The following is a 24,833-nucleotide window of genomic DNA, read 5'->3' on the forward strand; positions in this document are numbered from 1 at the left end:
GCGGTGAGGACATTGTCAAATCAATATCCTCACCGATCGCATGAAGATTTTTGCAGTGCGGTCTTATACGCAGCGTCCGCCATCGACCTCGATGCACACTCCGGTGACGAACTGTGCCTCATCCGAGCCCAGGTACAGGCAGGCATTGGCAATGTCTTCCGGGGTGGAGAAGCGGCCCATGGGGATGGTGGCGACGAATTTCTTGCGGTTTTCCGGGGTGTCGGGCACGCCCATGAACTCCGACAGCAGGCCGGTGGCCGAGATGACCGGATTGACGCAGTTCACGCGGATATTGTCCGGGCCCAGTTCGGCCGCCATCGACTTGCTGGTGGTGATGACCGCGCCCTTGCTGCCGTTGTACCAGGTCAGGCCCGGGCGCGGGCGGATGCCGGCGGTGGAGGCGATGTTGACGAAAGCACCTCCGCCGACCTGGCGGAAGTAGGGCACGAAGGTCTTGGCCGAGAGGAAGATGCTTTTCACGTTGACTGCATAGACGCGGTCGAATTCGTCTTCTTCCACTTCCAGCATGGGACGGTTGCGGTGCGTGGTCCCGGCATTGTTGACGACGATGTCGAGCTTGCCGAAGTGTTCCAGGGCGGTCGCCAGCAGTTGGTCCATGTCGGCGCGCTTGGAGACGTCGGCCTTGGCGAAGACTGCACGGCCGCCCGCCGCCTTGATCTCTTCGACCACCCGCAGGCCGCCCGTTTCGCCGATATCGGCCACCACGACGGAAGCGCCTTCACGGGCATAGGCCTTGGCGATGCCTTCACCGAAACCCGAACCGCCACCGGTGACGATGGCTACCTTGTCTTGCAAACGCATGATGTGTCTCCTTGAAAATTGCGTGTGTTCAATGAAAGAGTTCAGCCGTGGCGGATGGCGATGGTCTTGAGGACCGTGAAGCCATAGAGCGCCTCGAATCCCTTTTCCCGCCCGTGGCCGCTGGCCTTGACGCCACCGAAGGGCAGTTCCACGCCGCCACCGGCGCCATAGTTGTTGATGAAGACCTGGCCGCTGCGAATGGCGCGCGCCAGCCGCAACTGGCGGCCGCCGTCGCGGGTCCAGACGCTGGCCACCAGGCCGTAGTCGGTGCCGTTGGCCAGGGCGATGGCCTCGGCTTCATCCTCGAAGGACATGGCCGCCAGCACCGGACCGAATACTTCTTCCTGCGCCAGCCGGTGCTGCGGCGGTACGTCGCGCAGCAGGGCCGGGGCCTGGTAGAAACCGCCGGCCGGGGCGCCGGGCGCGATCTCACCCTGTGCCACCAGGGCGATGCCGTCGCGCCGCGCATCCGAGAGGAAACCGGCCACGCGCTCCTGCTGGGTCTTGCGGATCAGCGGGCCGCAGTCCAGGTCCATCTGCGAGGACCCCACCTTGAGCTGCGAGAACAGCCCGGCAAGCCGCTCCAGCACCTGCTCGTAAGCGCCACGCTGGACCAGCAGGCGGCTACCGGCCGAGCAGGTCTGGCCGGCGTTCTGCACGATGGCATTGACCACCACCGGCAGCAGGGCGTCCATATCGGCATCCTCGAACACCACCTGCGGCGACTTGCCGCCCAGTTCGAGGGTGACGGGCGTGTGATGCTCGGCGGCCGCGCGCACCACCAGCTTGCCCACGTTGGGCGAGCCGGTGAAGGACACGTGGTCCACGTCAGGATGCTTGACCAGCAGATCGCCAGCCTCGTGCCCATACCCGGTGACGATGTTGAGCGCACCCTCGGGGAAACCCGCCTCTGCGGCCAGTTCAGCCACCCGCAGGATGGACAGGCAGGCATCCTCGGCCGGCTTGACCACGCAGGTATTGCCGGCAGCCAGGGCGCCGCCTACGCAGCGTCCAAAGATCTGCATCGGGTAGTTCCAGGGCACGATGTGGCCGGTCACGCCGTGCGGCTCGCGCAGGGTCAGCACCGTATAGCCGGCCTGGTAGGGAATGGTGTCGCCGTGCAGCTTGTCGGCGGCCCCGGCATAGAACTCGAAGTAGCGCACGATGGCCGCCGCGTCGGCACGTGCCTGCTTCATGGGTTTGCCGCAGTCGCGTCCTTCCAGCTGGGCCAGTTCTTCCTGGTGATCCTGGAGTTTGTGGGCCAGCTTCATCAACAGGCGGCTGCGTTCGGCGGCGGAAAGCTTGCCCCAGGCGCCTTCATAGGCGCGCCGTGCAGCCAGCACGGCTTGGTCGATGTCGGTGGCGTTGCCACGGGCGATGGCCTCGAAGGCCTGGCCATCGGAGGGATCGATGACGGGAATGCTTTCGCCGGAGGCGGGGGCGACCCAGCGGTTGTCGATGAAGTGCTGTTTCATGGCGATGCGGTCCTTGGAGGCGAATCAGGGAGAGGAGCAGGACAGGGAAACAGCAGGAAAGCACGCCATGCATGCGCGGGCCGGCGTCGGACGGGCAGTCCGAACGGGGGCCGGGAAGGGCTTGTCTCCTGGTGTCTTGTCATGTGCTGCTGTTTTTGTTGTGCCTGAATCTAAGCCTGTGCATGCAAGATGTCAAATGAATTTACTACTTTGCTGACTGCTTGCGCCTGATGGCTGGCGGTGAGGCCGACAAATCCGCTACCATGCGGCCCATGCTGTTCTTTTCAGTTGCTGCCCAAGTGGAGTTTGGATGCCTTCATCGAGCAAGTCCCCGCGCCCCGGCGCTTCCGGCGACATCCTGAGCCTGGCTGCTGCCGGCCTGGGTCCGGTGCGGCCGGAACGCTTCGCTGAACGCGTCTATGAAACCTTGTTCCATGCCATCGTGGAAGGGCGCATTGCGGTGGGCAGCAAGCTGCCTTCGGAAAACGACCTGGCCACGCTGTTCGAGGTGTCGCGCCCGGTGGTGCGTCAGGCGCTGGACCGCTTGCGGGAGGATCAACTGGTGGAATCCCTGCGCGGCTCCGGGACCTATGTGAAGGAAAAGGCGGGACTGGCGCCGGCCCGGCCCGATGGCGAACCCGAGACCCGCATCGGCCACATCATGAACGGCCTGGAACTGCGCCTGGTGCTGGAGCCCGAATGCGCCTACATGGCCGCCCTGCGGCGCAACAAGCAGGACCTGGAACAGATGGACGCCTTGCTGCTGGGCTTCGAGGAAGCCAATCGGGTGGGCGCCATCGCCCATCATTACGACTTCGGCTTCCATGAAGCCATCGCCCAGGCCACCGGCAACCAGCGTTTCGTGCAGGTGATGAAGACGCTGGAATACGATGTCAGCCACGCCGTGAACATGCTGCGCCACCTGATGCACATCCCGCCCTGGAAGCGCTCCCAGGATGCCATGGATGAACACCGCCAGATCTTCGAGCTGATCCGGCTGCAGGATGCGGAAGGCGCCCGGCGCGCCATGCGCGGCCATATCGAGAATGCGCGCACGCGCATGTTCAACAGCCGGCCAGGCTTGTAAGCAGCTTGTCATTGAGGCTGTCAATTTATTTAACTACTTATCGTCAAGCAGGAAGCCCACCGCATGGAATTACGCCAACTGCGCTACTTCGTGGCCATCGTCGATCACGGTTCGCTGTCGCGGGCGGCGCGTGTGCTGCACATCGCCCAGCCGGCGCTGACCCAGCAGATACGCCAGCTGGAAGACGAGATGGCGGCGCAATTGCTTCATCGTTCAGCCCAGGGGGTGATTGCCACCGATGCCGGCAAGGTTTTCTATGAGCACGCCCTGGCGATCTTGAAGCAGGTGCAGGATGCCAAGCAGGCCGTGGCGCAATCCACCGACAAACCCTCCGGGACGGTGGCGCTGGGCATTCCGCAGAGCGTCTCCAATGCACTGGCCTTGCCGCTGTTGAACGCGGTGCGCTCGATCTACCCCGAGATCACGTTGCAGCTGACCGAGGAATTGACCGGCAACCTGATCACCCAGTTGAAGTCCGGCCGCATCAACCTGGCCGTGCTGTTTGACGACGGCCAGCTGTCTTCCTTCGCGGCCACGCCCATGATCGAGGAAGAGATGATGTACATCACTCGCGCCAAGTCGCGCTATGGCGTCAAGGGCCGCAAGGGCGTGCCGCTGGCAAAGGCCATCGAGGCTCCGCTGATCCTGCCCGGGCTGGCCCATGGGGTGCGCCCGCGTATCGAGAACCTGGTACGAGCCCAAGGCATGAGCCTGGACAACGTCATCGAGATCAACTCGGTGGCCATCCTCAAATCCGCCATCCTGGCCGATATCGGCGCCACTATCCTGCCGGTGGCGCCGCTGCTGGCCGACATCGAGCGCGGCGAGATGGTCGCCCATCCCATCGCCGGAGAGCAGATCTCGCGCACCCTTGTGCTGTGCGCCTCGCGCAATATTCCGCTGACTACCGCCGCCGCCGCCGTCGAAAGGCTGGTGCTGGATGTGACGGACGAACTGTGCCGTTCAGGGCAGTGGGGGCATACGCGGGCTTTGGAACGTGAATAATTCTGAATGAGTGCCCGGTTTTCCAGCATGGAAATTCAGATTTTTTGATGAATTGCTGAAAATCACTGCTGAGCTTGCGCCATCGGTTACACTTCCGCCGATCCCGGCCGTCCTTTAGCCCACAGCCATTGAGGACGCTGCCAATGTGCTTGTGAGCGCATCTTCCGCATCGCCCGCCGCGGTGCCTTCTACACCCGTCCGCGAGGACAAGCGAACCCGCATGAATCCTTTCACCGCCAGCATTGCGCTGGCCATCGTACAGTTTTGCAGTGGCGTCATCATGACCGGGCTGTTCATCAGCACGCCGTCAGAGCGCTTCACGCGGCTGTGGGCGCTGTCGGGGGTGTTCTCGGCGCTGGGGATCTGCATCACCGTGGCGGTCTACAGTGGTCTGGAGGGCAACCTGCGTTTGCTGGGCTTGTTGCTGGGCAACACGCTGGTGTTTTCTTCCGGCATCGTGGCCTGGTGCGGCCTGCGCAGCTTCTACCAGCGCCAGTCACGGGACTGGCCGTGCATGATCATCATCGGCTATGCCGTCAGCTTTACGGGCCTGTTGGTCGGCGAGGCCGATTTCACTCAACGCGCCTTCCTGGCCGTGGGTGGGCTGCAACTGGTGTTTTGCCTGGTGCTGCTTGAGTTCTTCAAGGGCATGTCCGGGCCACTGGCCAAGCGCTACCCGCGCTGGACCTTTGGCCGCTGTACCGGCATCGGTGCCTTGCTGATCCTCAGTGCCACCCTGGTGAGCCGGTTCGTGATCTCGCTGTCGCATCCCGAACTGTTCATGCCGCCGGAGATGAGCAACCTGGGCGTGGCACTGATCTACCTCATTCCCATCAGCGGCTCCTTGCTGCTGTCGGTATCGCTGATGATGATCTACTTCGAACGCCTGCTGGCCGACAAGCAGCGCCTGGCGACCGAAGATGAACTGACGGGTACCCTCAACCGCCGCGAGCTGGTGCGCTGTGGCGAAGAAGTGCTGGCCCGGGCGGTGCAGGGCGGGCGGGTACTGACGTTGGCTTTCATCGATGTGGATCACTTCAAACACATCAACGATACCCACGGCCACCTGGTGGGCGACCGCGTGCTGGCCGACATCGGTGCCTTGCTGCGCGAGCAGTGCTGCCAGGGCGGCATGGTGGGCCGCTACGGCGGGGAGGAATTCTGCGCAGTTTTCCCGGACTGGTCCGAAGCCCAGGCACGCCAGATCGCCCAGCATCTGCTGGAGACCGTGCGCAATCACGATTTCGGGCATGGGCAGAGGGTCACCATCAGCGTCGGGCTGGCGGTATTGCAGCCGGGCCAGTCCATGAGCTGGGATGCGCTGGTTCACGAGGCCGATCTGGCCTTGTATCGTGCCAAGAGTGAAGGGCGCAATGCCTTCAGGATGGCGCTGGCGGCTTGATTACATCAGCAAAAATCTGAGCAGCGAAGACGGCGAATTGGCACGACTTGCTTGACTTGGCGCTACACATGTTGCTAGTCTCCAACTTCCCATTTTATGGGATCGGGTTTGGCGACTCGAATTTACCCAAAGCGAACATCCGCCCTACGGCGGTTTTAAGTGGCAGGTTTTTTCAAAGCGACCAAGGAGGCAACATGCCTGATACCCGTCATTCCGAAGTGTCCCCGGTACCCTTATTCCAAGCGTTTTCGTGGCACAACCCTGAAGTCCCTCCCTCCCATCACAAGAAGTTTCTTGAGTACGCACACGACGTCAGCAATGGCGTGGCGGTCCTGCTTTCCCTGATCGAGTTTGCCGAAAGTGAGAAACAAGATGAAAGGCCGCTGCTCTGCGAGCCTGACAAAGGCGCGTTGATGCGCTTGGCGATTACTGCAAGTCGGATGCTTGCCAATGTGGCTGAAAAACAGATCGACTCAGCGAATAACGCATATCCGCAGTAGCAGGCCTCTTCCTTGGGAGGTGTTACATCACCTCCCAAGTTCGATTGAGAGGCGATTCAGAAGAAATCCCGGCTGCGCGGCTGCAGCTCGCCAAGCAGATGGGTCCAGTCTTCCAGCCGTCCCGCCACCAGGTGGCGCACTTCACCATGGCACTGCCAGCTGCCATACACCCCCAGCAAGCGCGCATTCAAGACCTCGCTGCGCTGCCTCTCCAGTACCGAAGGCCAGACGATCACATTGGCCGAACCAGTCTCATCCTCCAGCGTCATGAAGATCACCCCCTTGGCCGTGCCCGGCCGCTGGCGCACCGTGACGATGCCGCAGCAGCAGGCGAACTGGCGGTTCTGCAAGGTGTTCAGGTCGGCCACGCTCATGAAGCGCCGCCGCTGCAAGGTCGGGCGCAGGAGCGCCAGCGGATGGCGCCGCAGCGTCAGATTCATGGCGCGATAGTCGTCGACGATCTGGTCGCCTTCGCCGGGCGCCTCCAGTTCTACGGTGTCATCGCCGCGCGGTGCCGTGCGTAGCAGGTCGCGGTCGGGCACTGCGCCCACCGCATGCCAGAGCGCAGCGCGCCGGTGCCCGGCCAGCTCGCGCAAGGCATCGCCCGCTGCCAGCGCCTGCAGGGCGTGGCGGTCCAGCCCGGCGCGCCGGGCCAGGTCATCGACATCGGCAAAGGGACGTTCGGCACCGGCCTGCTCAATACGCTGCGCCGCCTGTTCGGGCATGCCGCGCAGCAGGCTCATGCCCAGCCGCACGGCCGGACGCGCCTGGCCGCTCGGGTCAAGCTCCAGGATGGATTCCCAGCGGCTGCGCAAGACGTTCACCGGCAGGACCTTGACGCCATGCCGGCGCGCATCCTGGATCAATTGCGAGGGCGAATAAAAGCCCATGGGCTGGCTGTTGAGCAGCCCGCACAGGAAAGCTTCCGGCTCGTGGCACTTGAGCCAGCTGCTGAAATAGGTCAGCAGGGCAAAACTGGCGGCATGGCTTTCGGGGAAACCGTATTCGCCGAAACCTTCGATCTGGTTGAAGATGCTTTCGGCGAATTCACGTGAATAGCCATTGTCGGTCATGCCCATCACCAGCCGTTCATGGTGCGGCCCCATGCCGCCCTTGCGCTTCCAGGCGGCCATGGAGCGGCGCAGGTCATCGGCTTCGCTGGGGGAATAACCGGCGGCTTCGATGGCCACATCCATCACCTGCTCCTGGAAGATGGGGATGCCCAAGGTGCGCTCCAGCACCTTCCTGATCTTGCCGCTCTTGCTGGTGTTGTCCGGATACTCGAAGCTGCCACCGCTGCGCACCAATTCCCGCCGCCGCAGGTAGGGATGCACCATGCCGCCCTGGATCGGGCCCGGCCGCACGATGGCCACCTGCACCACCAGGTCGTACTGGGTGCGCGGCTGCATGCGCGGCAGCATGCTCATCTGGGCGCGGCTCTCGATCTGGAACACGCCAATGGTATCGGCCTTGCAGATCATCTCGAAGGTGGCCGGATCTTCACGCGGGATGTCGTACATCTGCATGACTTGGGGCAGGCCGCGCCGCAAACTCACCAGCTCCAGCGAGCGGCGCAGGGCGGTCAGCATGCCCAGCGCCAGCACGTCGACCTTGAGCAGCTTCAGCGACTCCAGGTCATCCTTGTCCCATTCGATGACGGAGCGCTCTTCCATGGCCGCATTCTGGATCGGCACCAGCCGCGACAACTGTCCGCGCGCGATCACGAAGCCCCCGGTGTGCTGCGACAGATGGCGCGGAAAGCGCAGCAGCTTGCCGGTGATGCTGGCCCATAGTCCGATCTGCGGCAGTTCCGGGTCCAGCCCGGCTTCGGCAAAGCGGGCCAGCAATTCTTCCCGGCTGTCGAACCAGTGCTGCGACTTGGCCACCGTATCGACGATGGCCGCATCCACGCCCAGCGCCTTGCCGACTTCGCGCAGGGCGCCACGCGGCCGGTAGCTGTGCACGGCGGCCGCCAGGGCAGCGCGGCGGCGGCCGTACTTGCGGTAGATGTGCTGGATCACTTCTTCGCGGCGCTGGTGCTCGAAGTCCACGTCGATGTCGGGCGGCTCTTCGCGCTTTTCGCTGATGAAGCGGGCAAACAGCAGCCGGGTTGAAGTGGGATCGACTTCGGTCACCCCCAGGCAGTAGCACACCGCCGAGTTGGCAGCCGAGCCGCGTCCCTGGCAGAGGATGCCGCGCGAACGGGCAAACTTGACCAGGTCGTAGACCGTCAGGAAATAAGCTTCATATTCCTTTTGGGCGATCAGGGACAATTCCATCTCGATCTGGGCGCGCACCTCGCCCGGCAGCCCTTGCGGATAGCGTTTGGCGGCCCCGGCCAGGGTCTCCTGGCGCAGGTAGTCGGCCGGACTCATGCCCAGCGGCACCAGTTCGTCAGGATATTCATAGCGCAATTCAGCCAGGCTGAACTGGCAACCGGCCGCCACCGCCAGGGTCTGGGCCAAGGTCGCCGGACTATGTACGAGTGACAGCCGCATGCGTGGCCGCAGGTGCTGTTCGGCATTGGGGGCCAGGGCCAGTCCGCATTCCTGCACCGGCTTGCCAAGGCGGATGGCGGTCACCACATCCTGCAGGTACTTGCGCGAACGCTGGTGCATCTGCACGTCGCCCACCGCCGCCAGCGGCAGGCCGTGCAGTCGCGCGGCAGCATCGATGGCGGCGCGGTGCAGGTCGTCCAGCGGACGGTACAGGCGCGTCATGCCCACCCACGAACGGCCGGGGGCCAGCGGGGCGAACCAGCGCAATTGCGCATCCAGGGTTTCTTCATCGGCCGGGTAGTCCGGCACCAGGATCAGCTGGCAATCGGGCAGGGCGCGCAGGTGTGACAGGGCCGGTGGCGGCTGGCTCAGGTCTTGGGGCGACAGCAGGTAGCTGCCTTTCTCGGCGCGGGTGCGCGCCAGCGTGATGAGTTCGCAGAGGTTGCCATAGCCTTCGCGGTTCCGGGCCAGCGCCACCAGGGTCATCCTGGCCAAGGGATGGGCCGGATCGTCCTTGAAGGATGTAAAACGGAAGCAACTGCCGATGAGCAGCTTGAAATCCTTGGCCTTGCCGCGATTGACCTGTTCCATCCAGGCGGCATGGGCGCGCACCACCCCGGCCATGGTGCATTCATCGGTGATGGCCAGGGCGCGATAGCCCAGTTCGATGGCGCGCTCCACCAGTTCCTGCGCATGCGATGCCCCTTGCAGGAAACTGAAGTTGGTCCGGCAATAAAGTTCGGCATAGTCGGGCAGGCCGCTCTGGGGGACGCCCAAGGGCAGGGAAGCTTGCATGCTGCGCTCCTAGCCGAACAGGCCGTGCAGGAACCACTGCGGCTCTTCATCGGACCACTCGCCGCCGCGCCACTGGCGGAAGATCCAGTAATAGGCATGGCTGGCATCGCGCGCCGTGAAGTAGTCGCGGGTCAATGGCCGGCCTTCCCACCAGCCGGCTTCGATACGTTCTGGCGGCGAGGTGAATTCCAGCACGCTGCGATAGAAGGGCTTGTGCTGCTGCATCCGCAAGGGCAAGGGTTCAGCCAGCAGCCACAGCGGACGCGGCGGCAATCGCGCCGCATCGGTAGTCAGGGCGGCCGGCAGACTGGCGGGGCTCTGCATCACGCTGCACCAGCGGTTGGCGATCTCGGGCCGGTGATCGGCGCGCGGGGCGGCCTGCTGCACCTTGTCCGCGCCCAGGCGCGCCACCAGCAGTTCCAGCAGGCGCTGGTGATCTTCGGCACTGCCGCCGGGTTCGGGGAAGAGCATCTCGCTGGCCGCCTGCTGGCTTTCCAGTTCATCGGCGGCCAGCCCCAGGGCGATGGCCGGGGCGGGCAGGGAGGAACGGGCCAGCTTTTCCTTCACCAGGGTGTGCAGATGATCTTCCTGCCAGGCCGGGACCGACAGCGCCACCTGCAGCTCGGTGGGCGCCACGGCCTGGCGTCCGCGTTCATGTTCCAGCCACAGGCGCAGCTTCTTGATGGCCAGCTGGCGCGCGGTCAGCCAGCCTGCCAGCTGGGCCAGCAAGCCCTGGGCATAGGTGGCCAGGATGTCGGTGTGGTCGATGCGATCCGGCAGCTCCACCCGGGCCTGGAAGGTCGGCGGCGCCACGATCCAGTCATGTACTTCGGGCGCGGCACCATAGGCACGGTCCAGCATGGCCAGCATCTCCTTGCCGCAGCGGCGCTGCAAGCCGGGGCGGGGCAAGCGCTGCATCTGGCCCAGCTGGCGGCAGCCCAGCCCGTGCAGCCATTCCAGATGGGCTCGCGCGGCAGTCAGCAGAACGACTGGCAAGCGGTCCAGGCGGCGCTGCAGGGAACGGTGGCTCAAGGTACGCACGTAGCCGTAGCGTGCCAGCAACCAAGATCCGGTCGCCGTGACGGCAGAGGACAGGGTGGCCGACAGACCCATGCGGGCGATGGTGCCCCGGATCTTGCGGCACAAGGCCCGGATCCCGCCGAACAGGCGCAGGCTGGCACCCACTTCGAGCAGGATGCAGGCCTCTTCGGCCAGCGTGACCTGGGGCGTGTATTGCAGCAGGGCCAGGGCGGCCTGCTGCAAGGTGGCTTGTTCCCGCAGGATGTCCCGCTCGTTCAGGTGCGCTTGCGGGGCCAGCAATTGCACGCCGCCGCGCCGCATGCCTTCGTGAACCCCGAGCGTGCGCGCGGGTGCCGTCAGGGCGGCCACGCGGTCGCGCTCGAAGACCACGGCCGGGGCCTCATCCAGCCAGTTCGGACGGAAGACTTCCAGCGGCAGCAGTGGCAGGTGTACGGCGATCCACAGGGGTGACATGGCGTTGCAAATTCGGTGAAGGCAGCAAAGGGAGAAACAGGCTTTGTTCGCGCAGCGGTCCGCGGCGCTTGAGAAAACCGATCTCCAGCCCGTCCCTCGCTGACTTGAGGGTCAGCCGCAGGGGGGCGGGTGAAGGCTCGCGGGCGCAGGACAGCGGCCGCAGCATGAAGAACAGGGTCTGCCCGGCCTGCGCCGCCACATGCAGGCGTCGCAGCAGGTCATGGTCGCCCTTGCGCAAGCGCGGCTGCCACATCAGCAGGGCCTGGCAGCTATCGGCCCGCAAGACCTGCTCGGCAGCCCAGCAGGCGTCGGCCGCATGATCGGCCTGCAACTGCAGCAGCCGCGCCGCATCCACCCCCATGTGCGCCCAGCCTGGGGCATTGACCTGGTGCGGGGCCTGCAGCAGCGCGATCCGCTCAGCCCGCGCGGGGCGCCGGGCAGTCGCGGGCGCACGCGCCAGTACCGGGCGCAACAGGCGCAGCTCGCCGATGCCGTCCTGGGGCAGCAGCAGCTCGATGAGCACCCCCGGTGGCCAGCCGCGTTCGGGCAGCTCGGCATCGAGTACCTCGAATCCGCTGGAGACACCGCGCGCACCGCCGCGCGCCAGCTGGGAGGCCAGCCAGAGCGAGGGGTGGATGATTTCCGGACGACGGACCGGAGAGCCGGGTGTCAACATGGAAAGTGAATCGAGGAGGTGAGGCAAAAGAAAATGCAGATAAAAGCAAAGACTGTATAAATATACAGTAATTGTTTTGGGGTGTGAAAAAAACTGACTGCCCGCCTGAAAGTGGGTGAAGTTTCCTTCTTGCAATGCCTGGTTGAAGTGAAATCGAGGGAATCCATACCGAAAAGCAAAGCTCATCTTCATGTCTTCCTACATGTCCGTCAGTCATTGCTGACCTTGGCTGGGGAGCTCTTCCGATAGTGAGGATCAGTGAGGCTTTTTACACTGCAAGCGTGGACAAAGGTTGGCTTGCCATCCGCGTGCTCGCGCAGGGCAGTAGGGCTGCGGGCTGGCAAATGTCTGCTCCATTCGATCATCCAAGACAAGGAGTCACACATGGCAAATTCACAGAATCCGGGGAACAGCAATCGCGGCTTTGCCGCCATGGACAGGGAGAAGCAGCGCCAGATCGCCAGCATGGGAGGCAAGGCCGCCCACGCCAAGGGTGCCGCCCATGAGTTCACCTCTGCCGAAGCCCGGGAAGCCGGACGCAAAGGTGGTCTGAACAGCCATGGCCGCAAGAATGCAGCAGCGGCTGCCGCGGCACAGAACGGCAATGGTGGCAACGGCGCCACCGCATCGGCCCAGCCGCAAATGAACCAGAGCACGCCGCAAGAGGGTAATGGCGCCCAGCAGCCGCAGCAGTCGGACAGCAATCCCCAGCAGCAAGGCTGAGCGAAAGTTTCCTCAGCGGCCACCTCAGGCCGGTTCAGCCGCCGTACCAGGACCCTGATGGCATCAGGCCGCAGTTCCAACGAAGGACCCTGCGCTCCACTGGCTTCAGGAACCGGGCGGTGCACCACACTGATAAAAATAAAACGAAAGGCGCGTTGAGCGCCTTTTTTGTTGCCTGCTGTCCGACTCCCCCGGGGGAGACTTCAATTGCGTGCCAGATCATCCATCATCGGCACCAGCGCCAGCAGGAACAGGGCGGCCGCCAGCGGCATGGTCGCCAGGAAGCCCAGCGCCTTGAAGCCGAATGCACCGGCCACGCCGCCCAGGAAGAACATCAGCAACAGCGAGGACAGCAGCATGAACTTGCGCCGCGCGCCCGGCACGGGATCTTCCCCCGCCGCCTCACCGGGCTGGCGCGGTGCCAGCGTCCAGTAGCACATCTTGCCGATCTCGATGCCGATGTCGGTAACCAAGCCCGTGACGTGGGTGGTACGGATCTCGGAACGTGAAATCTTGCTGATCATGGCGTTTTGCAGACCCATCACGAAGCACAGCAAGGCCGCCGTCACCGGCACGAACAGTAGCCGGTGATTCTCCAGGTTGCTGCCGAGGATGCCAAAACACAGCAACAGCATCGCCTCCAGCATCAGCGGCATGGCGTATTCACTGTGCAGGCCGCGCCGCCTGGCCCAGTTGATCATCACCGCCGAACAGGCCGCGCCCAGCAAAAACGACAGCAAGGCACTGGCGCCGGCTACCAGCAGCAGGGTTTCCCCCAGGACCAGGTTGTCGGCCAGCGAAGAGACGATGCCCGACATGTGCGAGGTGTACTGGCCCACGGCCAGGAAGCCCCCGGCATTGACGGCCCCCGCAATGAAGGCCAGCGAACGCCCCAGGTGGCGGTTGGAAAGGTCGGTGCGCGCCGGACTGGTGAGACGGCGCAGGTAATCGATGGGCATGACGGGTCCAGACATAGGGGCTACAACACCAGGCGGCAGCATCCCCGGCCCCCGCGTCCCCGTTGGCTGCAACCGGAACAGGCTCATCTTCGCCCCTTCCTACGCAGATCGGCGGTGGCCTCTTGCTGCCTTTGCCTTCAGTGTTTCTTATGCTGACAAGAATACTTCTTCCTGGCCCGGTGCGGGGAAGGATGCAGCAATGCCTGACATGCGTCAGGGGTGCGGGTCGCACCGGCTTGCCTGAATCGGGCCTTTCACCTTCAACAGAGGAGCACACCATGAGCATCCCCATCGATATTCCAGGCGGCGAAAAGCTGGGCGAACTGAGCGGTCCCCCGGGTGGACCGGAAGGTGGCCCCCTCATGCAGCCCGGCGTGCAACAGTCCGAGGAGGGCGGTTTCCGGGGCATCGTGCTCATTGGCGCCTCGCCCCAGGCGCCCCATGAAGCGGTCTCCACGCATGTCTGCAGCATGTTGCGTGCAACCAGTGAGCTGGCCTATGCGGATGCACTGGCTTATATTGCGGGGCGCGGCAGCTGAAAATGAGGATAAAACGAGGATGAGACGAGGATAAAAAAAAGGCCGCCTGGGGGAGGCGGCCTGAGGGGGAGGGATATAAGACGCCGAGATCGGGGGAATCGTCGGAGAATTTCTGCTTATGAAAACGACTCGTGGGGATAAACCGATGGGGGATGGACCTTATTCATGACACGACGGAGGGGGACGTTCGTATCGGAATGTGGGGTCCTCGGTTTCGAGTTCGTTGAGATGCATAGTAGCGATGCAGCGCAAAAAAGAAGATCGGACATTCTCCAATAAACGCGTAGGAAAACACCTACACCAATGCTTGCTGCATGCCCCGCAAAGCCGCGCCGGCCTTAGCTTCGGCCGATATTGACCTCGTGAATGTCACTGTTGCGCACCTCCGGCAGTTCATAGTCGCCAGAAGGCGACACCCCTTCCGTGCGACGTACCGGTGCTGCCGGCAGAGATATCTCGGCCAGCGCACCGCCGATACCGCTGTTCTGTGTCTTGGCGGCGAGGTCGCCCAGGCTCACCATGCCGACCAGGTTTTTCTCGCGGTCCATCACGGGCAGGCGGCGGATCTGGCGCTGCACCATATCATCGAGCACATCATCAACCGGCTCATCTTCATAGCACCACAACACATCGTGGCTCATCACTTCGGTCAAGGGAAGGCTGTCGGAGAGGCGATTGCGGGCCACGGCGCGCAAGACGATGTCGCGGTCGGTGACCAGCCCGACCAGGTTGTGCCCGGCGTCACAGACGGGCAGGGCACCCACGTCCAATGACTCCATGGCCTGGGCGGCATGGATGACGGAATCGTCAGGGCTCAAGGTATGGGCGCCGCGGGTCATGACGTCGGCAATGGTTCGGGTAGCGTGCATGTTGATCTCCTGGTGGGTGGATGGATTGTTGCAACTCCGGTTCCAGACTAGGCAAGTGGAGGGGATGCCGCAATGCCGCATGCGCGCTTTATCGGGTCGGCCGATTCGCGCATGGCCGTGCGAATGGTCCCACCGCGGTTTCAAGCGCGCCGGCGAAACTTCCTACAACGCCTCGCGGCACCGGCCGACTGTGGGCACCGCCGTCTTGGTCCACCATCGGCTCACCTTACCTTTCCAGGCCCCTGCGGCTCCCGTTGACCATCATGTCCGATCAGATCACCGACCTCATTGGCTGGGGCGCGACCCTCATCCTCCTGCTGACCATCTCCTCCCAGGTCTATGAACAGTGGCGCAGCCGCTCCACGCAGGGCGTCTCGCACTGGCTCTTTGCCGGGCAGCTTGCCGCATCAGCGGGCTTCGTGACCTACAGCGTGCTGCATGGAGACTGGGTATTCGTGGTGTCCAACGTATTCCTGCTCTTTACCGCCCTCCTGGGCCAGGTGCTGTACCTGCGCAACCGGCGCCGCCAGCAGTAACGCTGGAAAGCTGCGCGCAGGGCCGCGCTCATCGATTCTTACATCGGTCATTGGCGCTGTCTGATGTCGGTGGCCCGCCTTCCTCACTACAGTGAAAACATCCCGGCCCTGTGCAAGAGGGCCGCAGATCATCATCCACAAGCCCAAGGAGTTTCCATGCACATCATCCCGACCACCCAAGCTCGCCTGCAATCCACTACCGGCCGCCGCCTGATCGGCGCTGGCGTCCTGATGCTGGCGGGTGCCGCCTTGTCTTTCAATGCGGCCGCTGAATCCGTGAACAGCAAGGACAAGAGCTTCATGACCAACGCCGCCGAAGCCGGCCATGCTGAAATCGAAGCCAGCCAGATCGCGCTCGAAAAGAGCAGCAACCAGGCCGTCAAGGATTACGCCCAGAAGATGATCGACCAGCACACCAAGGTCGACGAACAACTCAAGCAACTGGCTTCCAGCAAGGATGTCACCCTGCCGACCGAACCCAGCATGGCCCAGCGCGCCAAGATCGCCATCCTGGAAAAGCTCAAGGGCAACACCTTCGACAAGCGCTATGCCAGCATGATCGGCGTATCGGCCCATGAAGATGCGGTCAAGCTGTTCCAGAAGTCTTCCAAGGAAGCGCAGGATCCGGATGTGAAGACCTTTGCCAGCAAGACCCTGCCAGGCCTGCAGGAACACCTGCAAATGGGTCGTGACCTGAAGAAAACCGTGGATGCCGCCAAGAAATAATCGTCATCCCTTCAGCCGATCAGCACTGCAAATGAAATAAAACTTCCCTTGCGGCGCTGATCGACTAAGCTGTAGTCAGCTTCACTCCCACCCCCCTGTCATGCCGTCCGCCTCACGCCCGTGTGGCCTGGAGACTTGCCATGAAACACTTCGCCCGCTCCGTTGAACTGCAGCAAGCCAGTCACTTCATGCCCCGCGTCACCAAACTGGACAAGCACAAATACGTGGCCTACATCGATACCCGTATCGATGAACTCTGGCATATGGATTTGCACGACCTGGGTGCCCAACCGGTGCGCATCTGCAAGAAGCGCAAGGCGGCCGAGAAGGCTGCCCTGGCGTTGCTGGCCGAAGCCATGCACAAGCATCAGGGGGAGCCCCGGGGGTAGGCCGCCGATGAAGGCCGGGCCATCGGTCTGGCATCCCCGGTTGTGCCAATGCCGTCCGGCGTGATCCGGACGGCATTCTTGTTTTCAGGGCTGAGGGGCTGAGGGTTTTTGGTCAATTCCTTCATGCTGCCTTCGCGCGCTTGCAAGTCCATGCTTGATCGGCCCATAAAAAATCGAGGGACAAGCCCTCGATCTTTTTCCTTCATATCGGCCTGATGACGCCTTTAGCCGTCGCTTTGCGCCGATTCGCCATGGGCGACTGCAAAGGCTTCGCTTTCATGGTTGGGGGGCGCGGCCGGGGCGCTGCCTTTGGCCGACAGTTGCGGCTTGGAGGCGCCGTCAGCAGAGGCGGGGGCATAGCCTGCAGCGTCAGCCGGTTGCCGGGTCTGTTCACGGCGCTGCTGTTCATCCAGCAGCTTCATGAATTCATTGTTGAAGGCAGGGATATCGGTGGGTTTGCGCGAGGAGACGAAGTTTTCATCACGCACCACTTCCTGGTCCACCCACTGGCTGCCCGCGTTCTTGAAGTCATCCTGAAGGCTGGGCCAGCTAGTGACGGTACGGCCCTTGGCGATGCCGGCCGAGATCAGCAGCCAGCCGCCGTGGCAGATGGAAGCGATGGGCTTTTCGGCATCATTGGCGGCGCGCACGAAATTGCGGGCCTCCGGCAGCAGGCGCATGGCGTCGCCATTGACCACGCCACCCGGCAGCAGCACGGCCGAATAATCGGCCGGATTGGCGCTATCCAGGCTGCCATCGACGCTGACCACTTCACCCTTGTCGACGTGCTTGAAACCCTGCACGCTGTCGCTCTTGTCGGAGAGGATGTGGACGGTGGCACCAGCAGCTTCCAGCGCCTTTTTCGGTTCCAGCAGTTCGGCCTGCTCGAAGCCGTCGGTCACCAGCACGGCGACCTTCAATTGGTTGTAGCGATTGCTCATCATGTTTCTCCCTTCATAAAAGAAAGGCGGCCGGCATGCACCGGCCGCCCAGGAATCGGGCGCAACGGGATCAGTTGGCCTTGGGGGTGTTTTCCTTGACCCGGTGGCTGTTCTGGTGGTCGTCCTTGGCCTTGTCCATCTCGGGCGCCTTTTCGATGCGCGTGATGTTGGAGGTGGACACCGGATCGCTGCCCGGGAAGCTCATCTCATTGGCTTCATCCAGGGCCACTTCGGACGGGGTGTCGTATTGGTTGGGACGATGGTCCTTGCCGGATTTGCTTGCGCTCATGCTGTTCTCCTTCTGGTCTGATGGAATGGGCTGGCAGCGGTGCAGCCTGTGAAATGAAGCTTACTGCGCCTGCTGCTGCAGCCCTATAAGCGGGAGGCGCAACCGCGCGTAAGAATGCGCGAGGAAGCATCTCCCTCGCACCGGCTTCAAGGCCAGGGCGCTGGCGTCACGTCCTCGAACTGCGCCTGCTGCGCGCCGCCGGCAGGTATGCCGTCGGGTTTGCGTCCAGGATGCAGCATGGTGCCGGTCAGCAGTTCCAGTTCCCGTTCGGCCGCAATGAAGGCGCTGTCCTCCAGCGGCTGTTCGGCCACTGGCCAGTGCTGGATGGCCCAGCGCTTGTACTCTTCAAAACGCGCGCGCAGTTGTTTGGCGTAGTCTTCTCGTTGCTGTTCGATGGTGTCCATGTTTCATCCTCCTTGCATGGCAATCAGGCTTTCCTTGACCTTGGCCAGGCCGAACTTCCAGATCTGCTCCATCTTGATGTGCGGCATGACAGGCAGCTCGGCCGGATCGATGAAGACATCCAGCACCGCCGGGCCAGGGGCGGCCAGGAGTTGCTGCAGGCTTTCCTGCAACTGGTCCGGTGTACGCGCCGTGAAGCCCTGGCCGCCACAGGCACGGGCGAAGGCGGCGAAGTCGGCATTGGGGAATTCCGAGCCTTCGAAGGCGGGCATGCCGGCTTCTTCCATTTCCAGATGCACCAGCCCCCATTCACGGTTGTTGAAGACAATGACCTTGACCGGCAGCTTGTGCTCCACGCTGGTCATGAATTCACCCAGCAACATGGTGAAGCCGCCGTCACCCACACCCACGATCACTTGGCGGTTGCGGTCCAGTGCCTGGATGCCATTGGCCTGGCCCAGCGAGGTGCCCACCGCCGCATTGTTGAACGAGGCCAGCAGGCGCTGCTGCCCTCGCTGGCGGATCCAGTTGCCGCACCAGAGCGTGACTACACCGGTATCGATGACGAAGCGGGCATCGTCGTCAGCAAGGTCGCTCAAGGCACGGGCCACGCTTTGTGGCTTGATCTTCTTGTGATGGCGCTTGATCTCGGCGGCGTTGTCCAGCTTGCTGTTCCAGCGTTCACGATCGGCATTGGCTTTTTGCAGGAAACTGCCGTCGGTCTTGCCCTCGACTTTTTCCAGCAGCGCTTGCACGGCCGGTCCCACAGAGCCGGTAACGCCCAGGGTGACCGGGGCGCGGCGACCGAGCACGAAACCGCGTTCGTCAACCTGGATGATCTTGGATGTGGTCGGCAGGAATTCCGAATAGGGATAATCCGAGCCCAGCATCAGCATCACCTCTGCGCCATGCAATGCATCGGTACCCGGCGCGCCGCCAATGAGCCCGACCCCGCCGATCCAGTGCGGATGGTCATAAGCCACCAGATCCTTGCCACGGAAGGTGTGCATGACCGGCGCCTGCAACTTGCTGGCCAGCGCCAGCACCTGGTCAATGGAACCCCGGCAGCCATTGCCGGCGAAGATGGTGACCGAACTGGCCGCGTTGATCAGCTCAGCGGCAGCGGCGATATCGGCGGCCGGTGGCGCCAGTTCACTTCGCTCACGCAGCGTATGAATGCTCGGGACGCTGCCGCTGACCTTGGCACCGATGATGTCCGCAGGAATGTTCAGGTGCGCTACGCCGCGCTGGGCATAGGCCTGGGCGATGGCCTGGTGGAACACGGCCGGTGCCTGTTCCGGGCTGGTGATGACCTGGCTGTAGGCGGCCACATCGCGAAAGAGCATGTCGGGTGAATTTTCCTGCAAGTAGTCGGTGCCGCGCTTGGCAGCCGGCACGCCACCCGAGATGGCCAACACGGGTGCGTGATCCTTGCGGGCTTCGTAGAGTCCGGCCACCAGGTGGTTGGCGCCGGGGCCGGTGGTGCCGCAGCATACGGCCAGGCGGCCGGTCAGCTTGGCCTGGCCGGCGGCGGCCAGGGCAGCACCTTCTTCGTGGCGCACGCCGATCCATTCGATGCGCTTGTCGCGTCGAATGGCGTCGGTCAGCGGGTTCAAGGCATCACCGACCACGCCGAAGATCTGGCGTACGCCGATCTCGTAGAGCGTGTCGATGAGGATGTCTGCAACGGTAGCGGGCATGGCGGCTCCTGGGAGGGGAAGGAAATCGCTCAAGAGTAAGTCCGGCCGTGGCTGGCCAGTATCGGCCTGTGCGGTAAATCCATGTAGGAGAAGACCGGGGAGGCCGCAACACCCGCAATGACGATCTGCCCCGGCGCATTCCTACAGGGGCTTCATCACCAGTCCGACTGCGCCGCCGGCCCGGGAATTTGATAATCGGCCCATCAGCGAACTTGCGGAGAAAGCGATGCGACGCGCACTGTGGAAGGGAGCGATCAGCTTCGGGCTGATCAATATCCCGGTCGAACTCTATACCGCCGAAAAACACGATGAGCTGGACTTCACCCTGCTGGACAAGCGCGACCTCTCCCCGGTGGGCTACAAGCGCTACAACAAGAAATCCGGGCGCGAAGTCCCTTGGGAAAACATCATCAAGGGCTACCAGTACGAGGAGGGCAAATTCGTCCTCATGTCCGATGAAGACCTGCGCCAGGCCAATGTGGAGGCCACCCAGAGCATCGATATCCAGAGTTTCGTGGAGCGCGAACAGGTCCCCATCCTCTACTACGAACAGCCGTATTTCCTGGCTCCCGCCAAGGGCGGCGACAAGGCTTATGCCTTGCTGCGCGAGACCCTGCTGGCCAGCGACAAGATGGCCATTGCCCAGATCGTCATTCGCACCCGCCAGCACCTGGCGGCTTTGATCCCCCAAGGCGACATGCTGCAACTGATCACCTTGCGCTATCCCAGCGAATTGCGCGCGCCGGATGACTTGCCGGTACCCTCGCGCAAGTCGAAGAAGTCGGCGGTGACCAAGCAGGAGGTCGAGATGGCACGGGCTTTGGTGGATCACATGTCTTCCGACTGGGAGCCCGAACAGTTCCATGACACCTATCGCGACGATGTGCTGACCCTGATCCAGAAGAAGATCAAGAGCCGTCAGACCCACGCAGTGGCCGAGCCCGACGAGGCGGCGGCCCCGGACAGCAGCGGGGCCAAGGTAGTGGACCTGATGGCTTTGCTCAAGAGCAGCCTGGAAGGCCGGGGTAAATCCAGGGCCCCCGCCAAGGAAAAGGCAGGAGGGCCCAGGCATGAGCCGCACGCCTTCAGCGCTGGAGCGCTATCACGCCAAGCGCGATTTCAGCATCACCCCAGAACCTTCAGGTCATGAAACGAAGCGGGGACGCAAAGGCGGCGAAAAGGCGACCGAGCCGCTGGAATTCTTCATACAGCGCCACCACGCGCGCCGCTTGCACTACGATTTCCGGCTGGAGCTGGACGGCGTCCTCAAGAGCTGGGCCGTACCGAAAGGACCCAGCCTCGATCCCCATGACAAGCGCCTGGCGGTGCGGGTAGAAGATCATCCCTTCGATTACGGCACCTTTGAAGGCGATATCCCGGCGCATCAATACGGTGCCGGCCATGTGGTGTTGTGGGATCGCGGGCAATGGATGCCGCATGGCGACCCGCATGCCGGCCTCAAGAAAGGACATCTCAGTTTCGCGCTCTCGGGCGAAAAACTGCAAGGTCGCTGGGCGCTGGTGCGCATGGGCAAACCGGCCGAGGATGGCAAGGAAAACTGGCTGCTCATCAAGGAAGACGATGACGCCGCACAAACCGGCCGTGCTGCCGCCATTACCGAGCTCCGTCCGGAGAGCGTCAAGGACCTGGGCGATGCTGCGCCAGCAGGCAAGCTCAACAGTGAGTCTTCCCGCGATGACGATGCAGCCAGCACGGAAAGCGACATGCCCGACAAGGTCGAGGTACAGCTGGCCACACTGGCCGACAGCGCACCGCAAGGCGAAGAATGGTTCAGCGAACTGAAGTTCGACGGCTATCGCGGCCTGTGCCGCATCGATGCTGGCCGTGCGGCCATCTACACCCGCGAGGGGCTGGACTGGAGCCATCGATGGCCTGTCCTGGTCGAGGCGTTGGCCAGGCTGCCGGTTGACCAGGCCTGGATCGATGGGGAGGTAGTGGCCCTCGATGCCGAGGGCCGCATCAGCTTCGAAGCGCTGCAAAACCTGGCCCGTGGCGACCGCCAGCAGGCCAACGGGATCCGGCTGGCGCTGTATGCCTTCGATCTGCTGTACCTCAATGGCCATGATGTGCGCCAATTGCCGCTGCATCAGCGCAAGGAACTGTTGCGCGAAGTGATTCCGGGCAGTGACGAGCAGGGCTTGCTGCTCTACAGCGAACATATCGCCGGGCACGCAGATGAAGTATTTCGCCACGCCTGCCAGCACGGTATGGAGGGCATCGTGGTCAAGCGTGCCGACGCTCCCTATAGCGGACGGCGCGATCGCAACTGGCTCAAGGTCAAATGCGAACAACGGCAGGAGTTCGTCATTGCCGGCTACACGGAACCAGCCGGGCAGCGCAGCGGCTTTGGTGCCATCCTCGTCGGCGTTCATGACGCACAGGGGCGCTTGCAATATGCCGGACGTGTGGGCACAGGCTTTGATGAGCGATTGCTGGCCAGCATGCTCAACCAGTTTCGCCAGCGGGAGCAGGATGAGCCCGCCTTCTTCAATCCGCCCACTGGCCAGCAGCGGCGTGGCGTGCACTGGCTCAAGCCCGAGCTGGTGGCTGAGGTGAAATTCGCGCAGTGGACCCAGTCCGGCATCCTGCGCCATGGCAGTTTCGTCGCCTTGCGAGAGGACAAGAAGCCGGAAGAGATCATGCGCGAAACACCCGCCGTAGCGGGCGACAAGCCTCCGCAAGAAGCCACCGCTGCAGCCACTTCGCACCGTCGCAAGCGCAGCGAACCCGTGCAGGATCTCTCCAAGCCGGTCATGGTCGCGGGCGTCAAGCTGACCCATCCCGGCAAGATTCTCTTCCCCGATACCGGCCTGACCAAGCTGGAGCTGGCGCGCTACTACCAGAGCATCGCTCCCTGGATCCTGCCCGAGCTCAAGCAGCGCCCCTTGTCGCTGGTGCGCTGCCCGGACGGTCATGCGGGCAAGTGCTTCTTCCAGAAACACACCGGCCAGGGCATGCCTGAGGCCATCGAGACCATCGAGGTCCCTGAAGGCGAGGGCAAGGCGCAGTACATGATGGTCAACGACATCGCCGGCCTGGTAGCGACAGTGCAGATGGGCGTGCTGGAGCTGCACGCCTGGGGTGCCACCGGACGGGCCTTGGACAAGCCGGACCGGGTGGTTTTCGACCTCGATCCGGCGCCGGATGTGGCCTGGTCCACGGTGGTGGAGGGGGCGCAGCTGGTACGCGGGCTGCTGCAGGAACTTGGCCTGGATTGTTTCTTGAAGACTTCCGGTGGCAAGGGCCTGCATGTGATGGTGCCGATCCGCCCGGAGCATGACTGGGACGTCGTCAAGGACTGGGCGCATCGGCTTGCCGCGCACCTGGCGCGACTGTTGCCGGACCGCTTCATCGCCCGGATGAGCAAGGCTGCGCGCGCCGGCAAGATCTTCATCGACTATCTGCGCAATGCGCCCGGGGCGACGACGGTGGTGGCCTATTCGGTGCGGGCACGGGATGGGGCACCGGTCTCCGTCCCGATAACATGGGAAGAACTGGAGCAGGGCGTTACTGCGGACCATTTTCGTGTGGCGACCATGCCCGGCAGGCTGGAAAGCCTCACCCAGGGCGACCCCTGGGCCGATTTTGGCAAGGCGCCCCAGCGCCTGACCCGGGCCATGCTGGACGCTTTCGATCCGGCTTGAACCGTTGCGCAAGCTCTGCAAGGCGGCAATGTCCTACACGATCTTCATCTTCCTGCCGACTGTGGCGCAAGAGGGCCAACTTCATAATCCACTTTAACTTGATGGTCCTGTCTTTGCGGGCCGTCTGCAACCTGACAGAGCACGCCTCGCCGTGACATGAACAACAAGAAGGATTTGGCCAGCGCCATGAATACCATCAGCCACCGCACTTCGCTGACCCAGCTGTTTACCCGCCCCCTGCAAGCCGTGATGCCCGCCCTGATGCCCCAGGCATCGGCGGCGCTGCACACGGCCCAGCCGCGCAAGTTGCCCGCGGCGCTGGTGGACCGCTTGCTGGAGCAGGAAGACCAGCGCGGCATGCGCCATGCCCAATTGCGCCGCGCCACCTTCAATGCGCCACAGCCCGCAGCGCATCGCGCCGCCACCTTCAGCTATCCGCTGCACATTGACCGCGCCAGCATCGAAGCCTTGCCGGCCGCCTGCGGCGTCTACATTTTGCGCGGAGTGAACGATCAGGCCCTTTACGTGGGCCGCAGCGTGAACCTGCGCAGCCGTGTGCTGGCCCATTTGCACAATCATGAAGAACAATTCCTGATCGGCCAGACGCGCCGTATCGAATGCCGCCGTACTGCCGGTGAACTGGGCGCGGTGTTGCTGGAGAACTGCCTGCTGCGCGACTTGCGCCCTTCGCACAACAAGAAGCAGCGCACCAAGCGCGGCCTGTTCACCCTGCGCCTGAACGCAGCTGGCCAGCCGCAAGTGGCGCAGGTCGAGGAACGTGAATTCAGCCGTGCCGAGAATCTGTTCGGTATCTACACCAGCGAGCGTGCCGCGCAGGAAGCGCTGCAAAAGATGGTGGAGCGTCACGGCCTGTGCTCCATCGCCACCGGCATGGAGCAGGCCGAGGGCTTCGGCATGGCCTGTTTCGGCCGCCAGATCCGCCGCTGCCGTGGTGCCTGCACCGGCGAGGAATCGCAAGAGCAGCACCAGCAGCGGCTGATGCAGGCCCTGGAAGACCTGCGCATCCTGCCCTGGCCTTACGCTGGCCCGATGGCGCTGGTGGAGCAGGGCGATGGCTGGCAACAGGTCCATGTGATCGATCATTGGCGCTATCTCGGTTCGCTGGACCGGGACAACCGCCAACTGGCCAGCCGCCCGGTGGCCAGCCTCAAGGGTTTCGACCTGGAAAGCTACAAGCTGCTGATCCAGCCCTATCTGCTGGGGCAACTGGAATTGCGTCCCTTGCCGGGCCTGCCGCTGGCGCAGGTCTGAACGCTGCTCTGCGGGCCGGCTTTGCCGGCCTTTGCGCTTTGGGCCTGGCCGCGAGGTCCGACTTCCTCT

22 protein-coding genes and 1 pseudogene are annotated in these 24,833 nt (G+C 63.3%); 12 read left to right on the forward strand and 11 right to left on the reverse strand.

The window, feature by feature from the left end; all coding sequences use genetic code 11:
* Window positions 1-63 precede the first annotated feature (63 nt).
* Window positions 64-822, reverse strand: a complete 759-nt coding sequence (locus CEJ45_RS04050) for an SDR family oxidoreductase (RefSeq protein WP_088753921.1) — start codon at window positions 820-822, stop codon at window positions 64-66.
* A gap of 41 nt (window positions 823-863) precedes the next feature.
* Complete coding sequence (locus CEJ45_RS04055; RefSeq protein ID WP_088753922.1) at window positions 864-2,297, reverse strand: aldehyde dehydrogenase family protein; 1,434 nt, start codon at window positions 2,295-2,297, stop codon at window positions 864-866.
* Between the two features lie 310 nt (window positions 2,298-2,607).
* On the opposite strand from CEJ45_RS04055, the gene CEJ45_RS04060 reads away from it, so the two are divergent.
* The 4 genes from CEJ45_RS04060 (at window position 2,608) to CEJ45_RS04075 (ending at window position 6,291) form a co-directional block, all read left to right on the forward strand.
* Window positions 2,608-3,384, forward strand: a complete 777-nt coding sequence (locus CEJ45_RS04060; RefSeq protein WP_088753923.1) for a FadR/GntR family transcriptional regulator — start codon at window positions 2,608-2,610, stop codon at window positions 3,382-3,384.
* 63 nt (window positions 3,385-3,447) lie between these two features.
* Window positions 3,448-4,389: a LysR substrate-binding domain-containing protein gene (locus CEJ45_RS04065; protein ID WP_088753924.1), complete on the forward strand. Its 942-nt coding sequence runs from the start codon at window positions 3,448-3,450 to the stop codon at window positions 4,387-4,389.
* 220 nt (window positions 4,390-4,609) lie between these two features.
* On the forward strand, window positions 4,610-5,791 hold the full coding sequence (locus CEJ45_RS04070; protein ID WP_088753925.1) for a GGDEF domain-containing protein: 1,182 nt from the start codon (window positions 4,610-4,612) through the stop codon (window positions 5,789-5,791).
* Window positions 5,792-5,985: 194 nt separating this feature from the next.
* Window positions 5,986-6,291 carry a hypothetical protein gene (locus tag CEJ45_RS04075; protein ID WP_088753926.1) on the forward strand — a complete coding sequence of 102 codons (306 nt, stop codon included), beginning with the start codon at window positions 5,986-5,988 and terminating at the stop codon, window positions 6,289-6,291.
* Window positions 6,292-6,347: 56 nt separating this feature from the next.
* Here the strand turns inward: CEJ45_RS04075 and CEJ45_RS04080 are convergent, their stop codons facing one another.
* From CEJ45_RS04080 to imuA, 3 genes are read right to left on the reverse strand one after another with little or no spacing between them, the layout of a single operon-like run.
* Window positions 6,348-9,584: an error-prone DNA polymerase gene (locus CEJ45_RS04080; protein WP_088753927.1), complete on the reverse strand. Its 3,237-nt coding sequence runs from the start codon at window positions 9,582-9,584 to the stop codon at window positions 6,348-6,350.
* A 9-nt stretch (window positions 9,585-9,593) separates the two neighbouring features.
* Window positions 9,594-11,078 carry a Y-family DNA polymerase gene (locus CEJ45_RS04085; RefSeq protein ID WP_088753928.1) on the reverse strand — a complete coding sequence of 495 codons (1,485 nt, stop codon included), beginning with the start codon at window positions 11,076-11,078 and terminating at the stop codon, window positions 9,594-9,596.
* Complete coding sequence (gene imuA / locus CEJ45_RS04090; RefSeq protein ID WP_088753929.1) at window positions 11,005-11,754, reverse strand: translesion DNA synthesis-associated protein ImuA; 750 nt, start codon at window positions 11,752-11,754, stop codon at window positions 11,005-11,007. The genes CEJ45_RS04085 and imuA overlap by 74 nt, the downstream gene beginning before the upstream one ends.
* A gap of 384 nt (window positions 11,755-12,138) precedes the next feature.
* Between imuA and CEJ45_RS04095 the strand changes: the two genes are divergently transcribed.
* Complete coding sequence (locus CEJ45_RS04095; protein ID WP_088753930.1) at window positions 12,139-12,477, forward strand: KGG domain-containing protein; 339 nt, start codon at window positions 12,139-12,141, stop codon at window positions 12,475-12,477.
* A gap of 203 nt (window positions 12,478-12,680) precedes the next feature.
* Here CEJ45_RS04095 and CEJ45_RS04100 read toward each other — a convergent pair whose 3' ends face one another.
* Window positions 12,681-13,436: a YoaK family protein gene (locus CEJ45_RS04100; protein ID WP_088753931.1), complete on the reverse strand. Its 756-nt coding sequence runs from the start codon at window positions 13,434-13,436 to the stop codon at window positions 12,681-12,683.
* 278 nt (window positions 13,437-13,714) lie between these two features.
* Between CEJ45_RS04100 and CEJ45_RS04105 the strand changes: the two genes are divergently transcribed.
* Window positions 13,715-13,975 (forward strand): hypothetical protein, encoded by a 261-nt coding sequence (locus CEJ45_RS04105; RefSeq protein WP_088753932.1) that lies wholly within the window; start codon window positions 13,715-13,717, stop codon window positions 13,973-13,975.
* A gap of 338 nt (window positions 13,976-14,313) precedes the next feature.
* On the opposite strand, the gene CEJ45_RS04110 is transcribed toward CEJ45_RS04105, so the two are convergent.
* Window positions 14,314-14,844, reverse strand: a complete 531-nt coding sequence (locus tag CEJ45_RS04110; RefSeq protein ID WP_088753933.1) for a CBS domain-containing protein — start codon at window positions 14,842-14,844, stop codon at window positions 14,314-14,316.
* A gap of 263 nt (window positions 14,845-15,107) precedes the next feature.
* Here CEJ45_RS04110 and CEJ45_RS04115 point away from each other — a divergent pair, with 263 nt between their 5' ends.
* The 3 genes from CEJ45_RS04115 (at window position 15,108) to CEJ45_RS04125 (ending at window position 16,495) form a co-directional block, all read left to right on the forward strand.
* On the forward strand, window positions 15,108-15,380 hold the full coding sequence (locus CEJ45_RS04115) for a SemiSWEET family transporter (RefSeq protein WP_088754035.1): 273 nt from the start codon (window positions 15,108-15,110) through the stop codon (window positions 15,378-15,380).
* A 156-nt stretch (window positions 15,381-15,536) separates the two neighbouring features.
* The gene (locus CEJ45_RS04120; RefSeq protein WP_088753934.1) at window positions 15,537-16,106 is read left to right on the forward strand and encodes a DUF4142 domain-containing protein; all 570 of its coding nucleotides are present in this window, start codon (window positions 15,537-15,539) and stop codon (window positions 16,104-16,106) included.
* A gap of 140 nt (window positions 16,107-16,246) precedes the next feature.
* Window positions 16,247-16,495, forward strand: a complete 249-nt coding sequence (locus CEJ45_RS04125) for a hypothetical protein (protein ID WP_088753935.1) — start codon at window positions 16,247-16,249, stop codon at window positions 16,493-16,495.
* Window positions 16,496-16,887: 392 nt separating this feature from the next.
* Here CEJ45_RS04125 and CEJ45_RS04130 read toward each other — a convergent pair.
* The 4 genes and pseudogenes from CEJ45_RS04130 to CEJ45_RS04145 all read right to left on the reverse strand — a co-directional run.
* A pseudogene (locus CEJ45_RS04130) lies at window positions 16,888-17,436 on the reverse strand (type 1 glutamine amidotransferase domain-containing protein); the annotation flags it as partial.
* A gap of 70 nt (window positions 17,437-17,506) precedes the next feature.
* Window positions 17,507-17,725, reverse strand: coding sequence for a hypothetical protein (locus CEJ45_RS04135; protein ID WP_088753936.1), 219 nt, complete (start codon window positions 17,723-17,725; stop codon window positions 17,507-17,509).
* Between the two features lie 146 nt (window positions 17,726-17,871).
* Window positions 17,872-18,129 (reverse strand): hypothetical protein, encoded by a 258-nt coding sequence (locus tag CEJ45_RS04140; protein WP_088753937.1) that lies wholly within the window; start codon window positions 18,127-18,129, stop codon window positions 17,872-17,874.
* 3 nt (window positions 18,130-18,132) lie between these two features.
* Window positions 18,133-19,827, reverse strand: a complete 1,695-nt coding sequence (locus CEJ45_RS04145; RefSeq protein ID WP_088753938.1) for a thiamine pyrophosphate-binding protein — start codon at window positions 19,825-19,827, stop codon at window positions 18,133-18,135.
* Window positions 19,828-20,053: 226 nt separating this feature from the next.
* Here CEJ45_RS04145 and ku point away from each other — a divergent pair, with 226 nt between their 5' ends.
* The 3 genes from ku (at window position 20,054) to CEJ45_RS04160 (ending at window position 24,764) form a co-directional block, all read left to right on the forward strand.
* Entirely contained in the window at window positions 20,054-20,977 is a 924-nt protein-coding gene (gene ku, locus CEJ45_RS04150) for a non-homologous end joining protein Ku (protein WP_241517269.1), read from the forward strand.
* The gene (gene ligD / locus CEJ45_RS04155) at window positions 20,898-23,492 is read left to right on the forward strand and encodes a DNA ligase D (RefSeq protein ID WP_088753939.1); all 2,595 of its coding nucleotides are present in this window, start codon (window positions 20,898-20,900) and stop codon (window positions 23,490-23,492) included. The genes ku and ligD overlap by 80 nt, the downstream gene beginning before the upstream one ends.
* Window positions 23,493-23,678: 186 nt before the next feature.
* Complete coding sequence (locus CEJ45_RS04160) at window positions 23,679-24,764, forward strand: nucleotide excision repair endonuclease (RefSeq protein WP_241517270.1); 1,086 nt, start codon at window positions 23,679-23,681, stop codon at window positions 24,762-24,764.
* Window positions 24,765-24,833 lie beyond the last annotated feature (69 nt).

The organism is Herbaspirillum aquaticum (genome assembly GCF_002213425.1).
GTDB lineage: Bacteria > Pseudomonadota > Gammaproteobacteria > Burkholderiales > Burkholderiaceae_D > Herbaspirillum > Herbaspirillum aquaticum.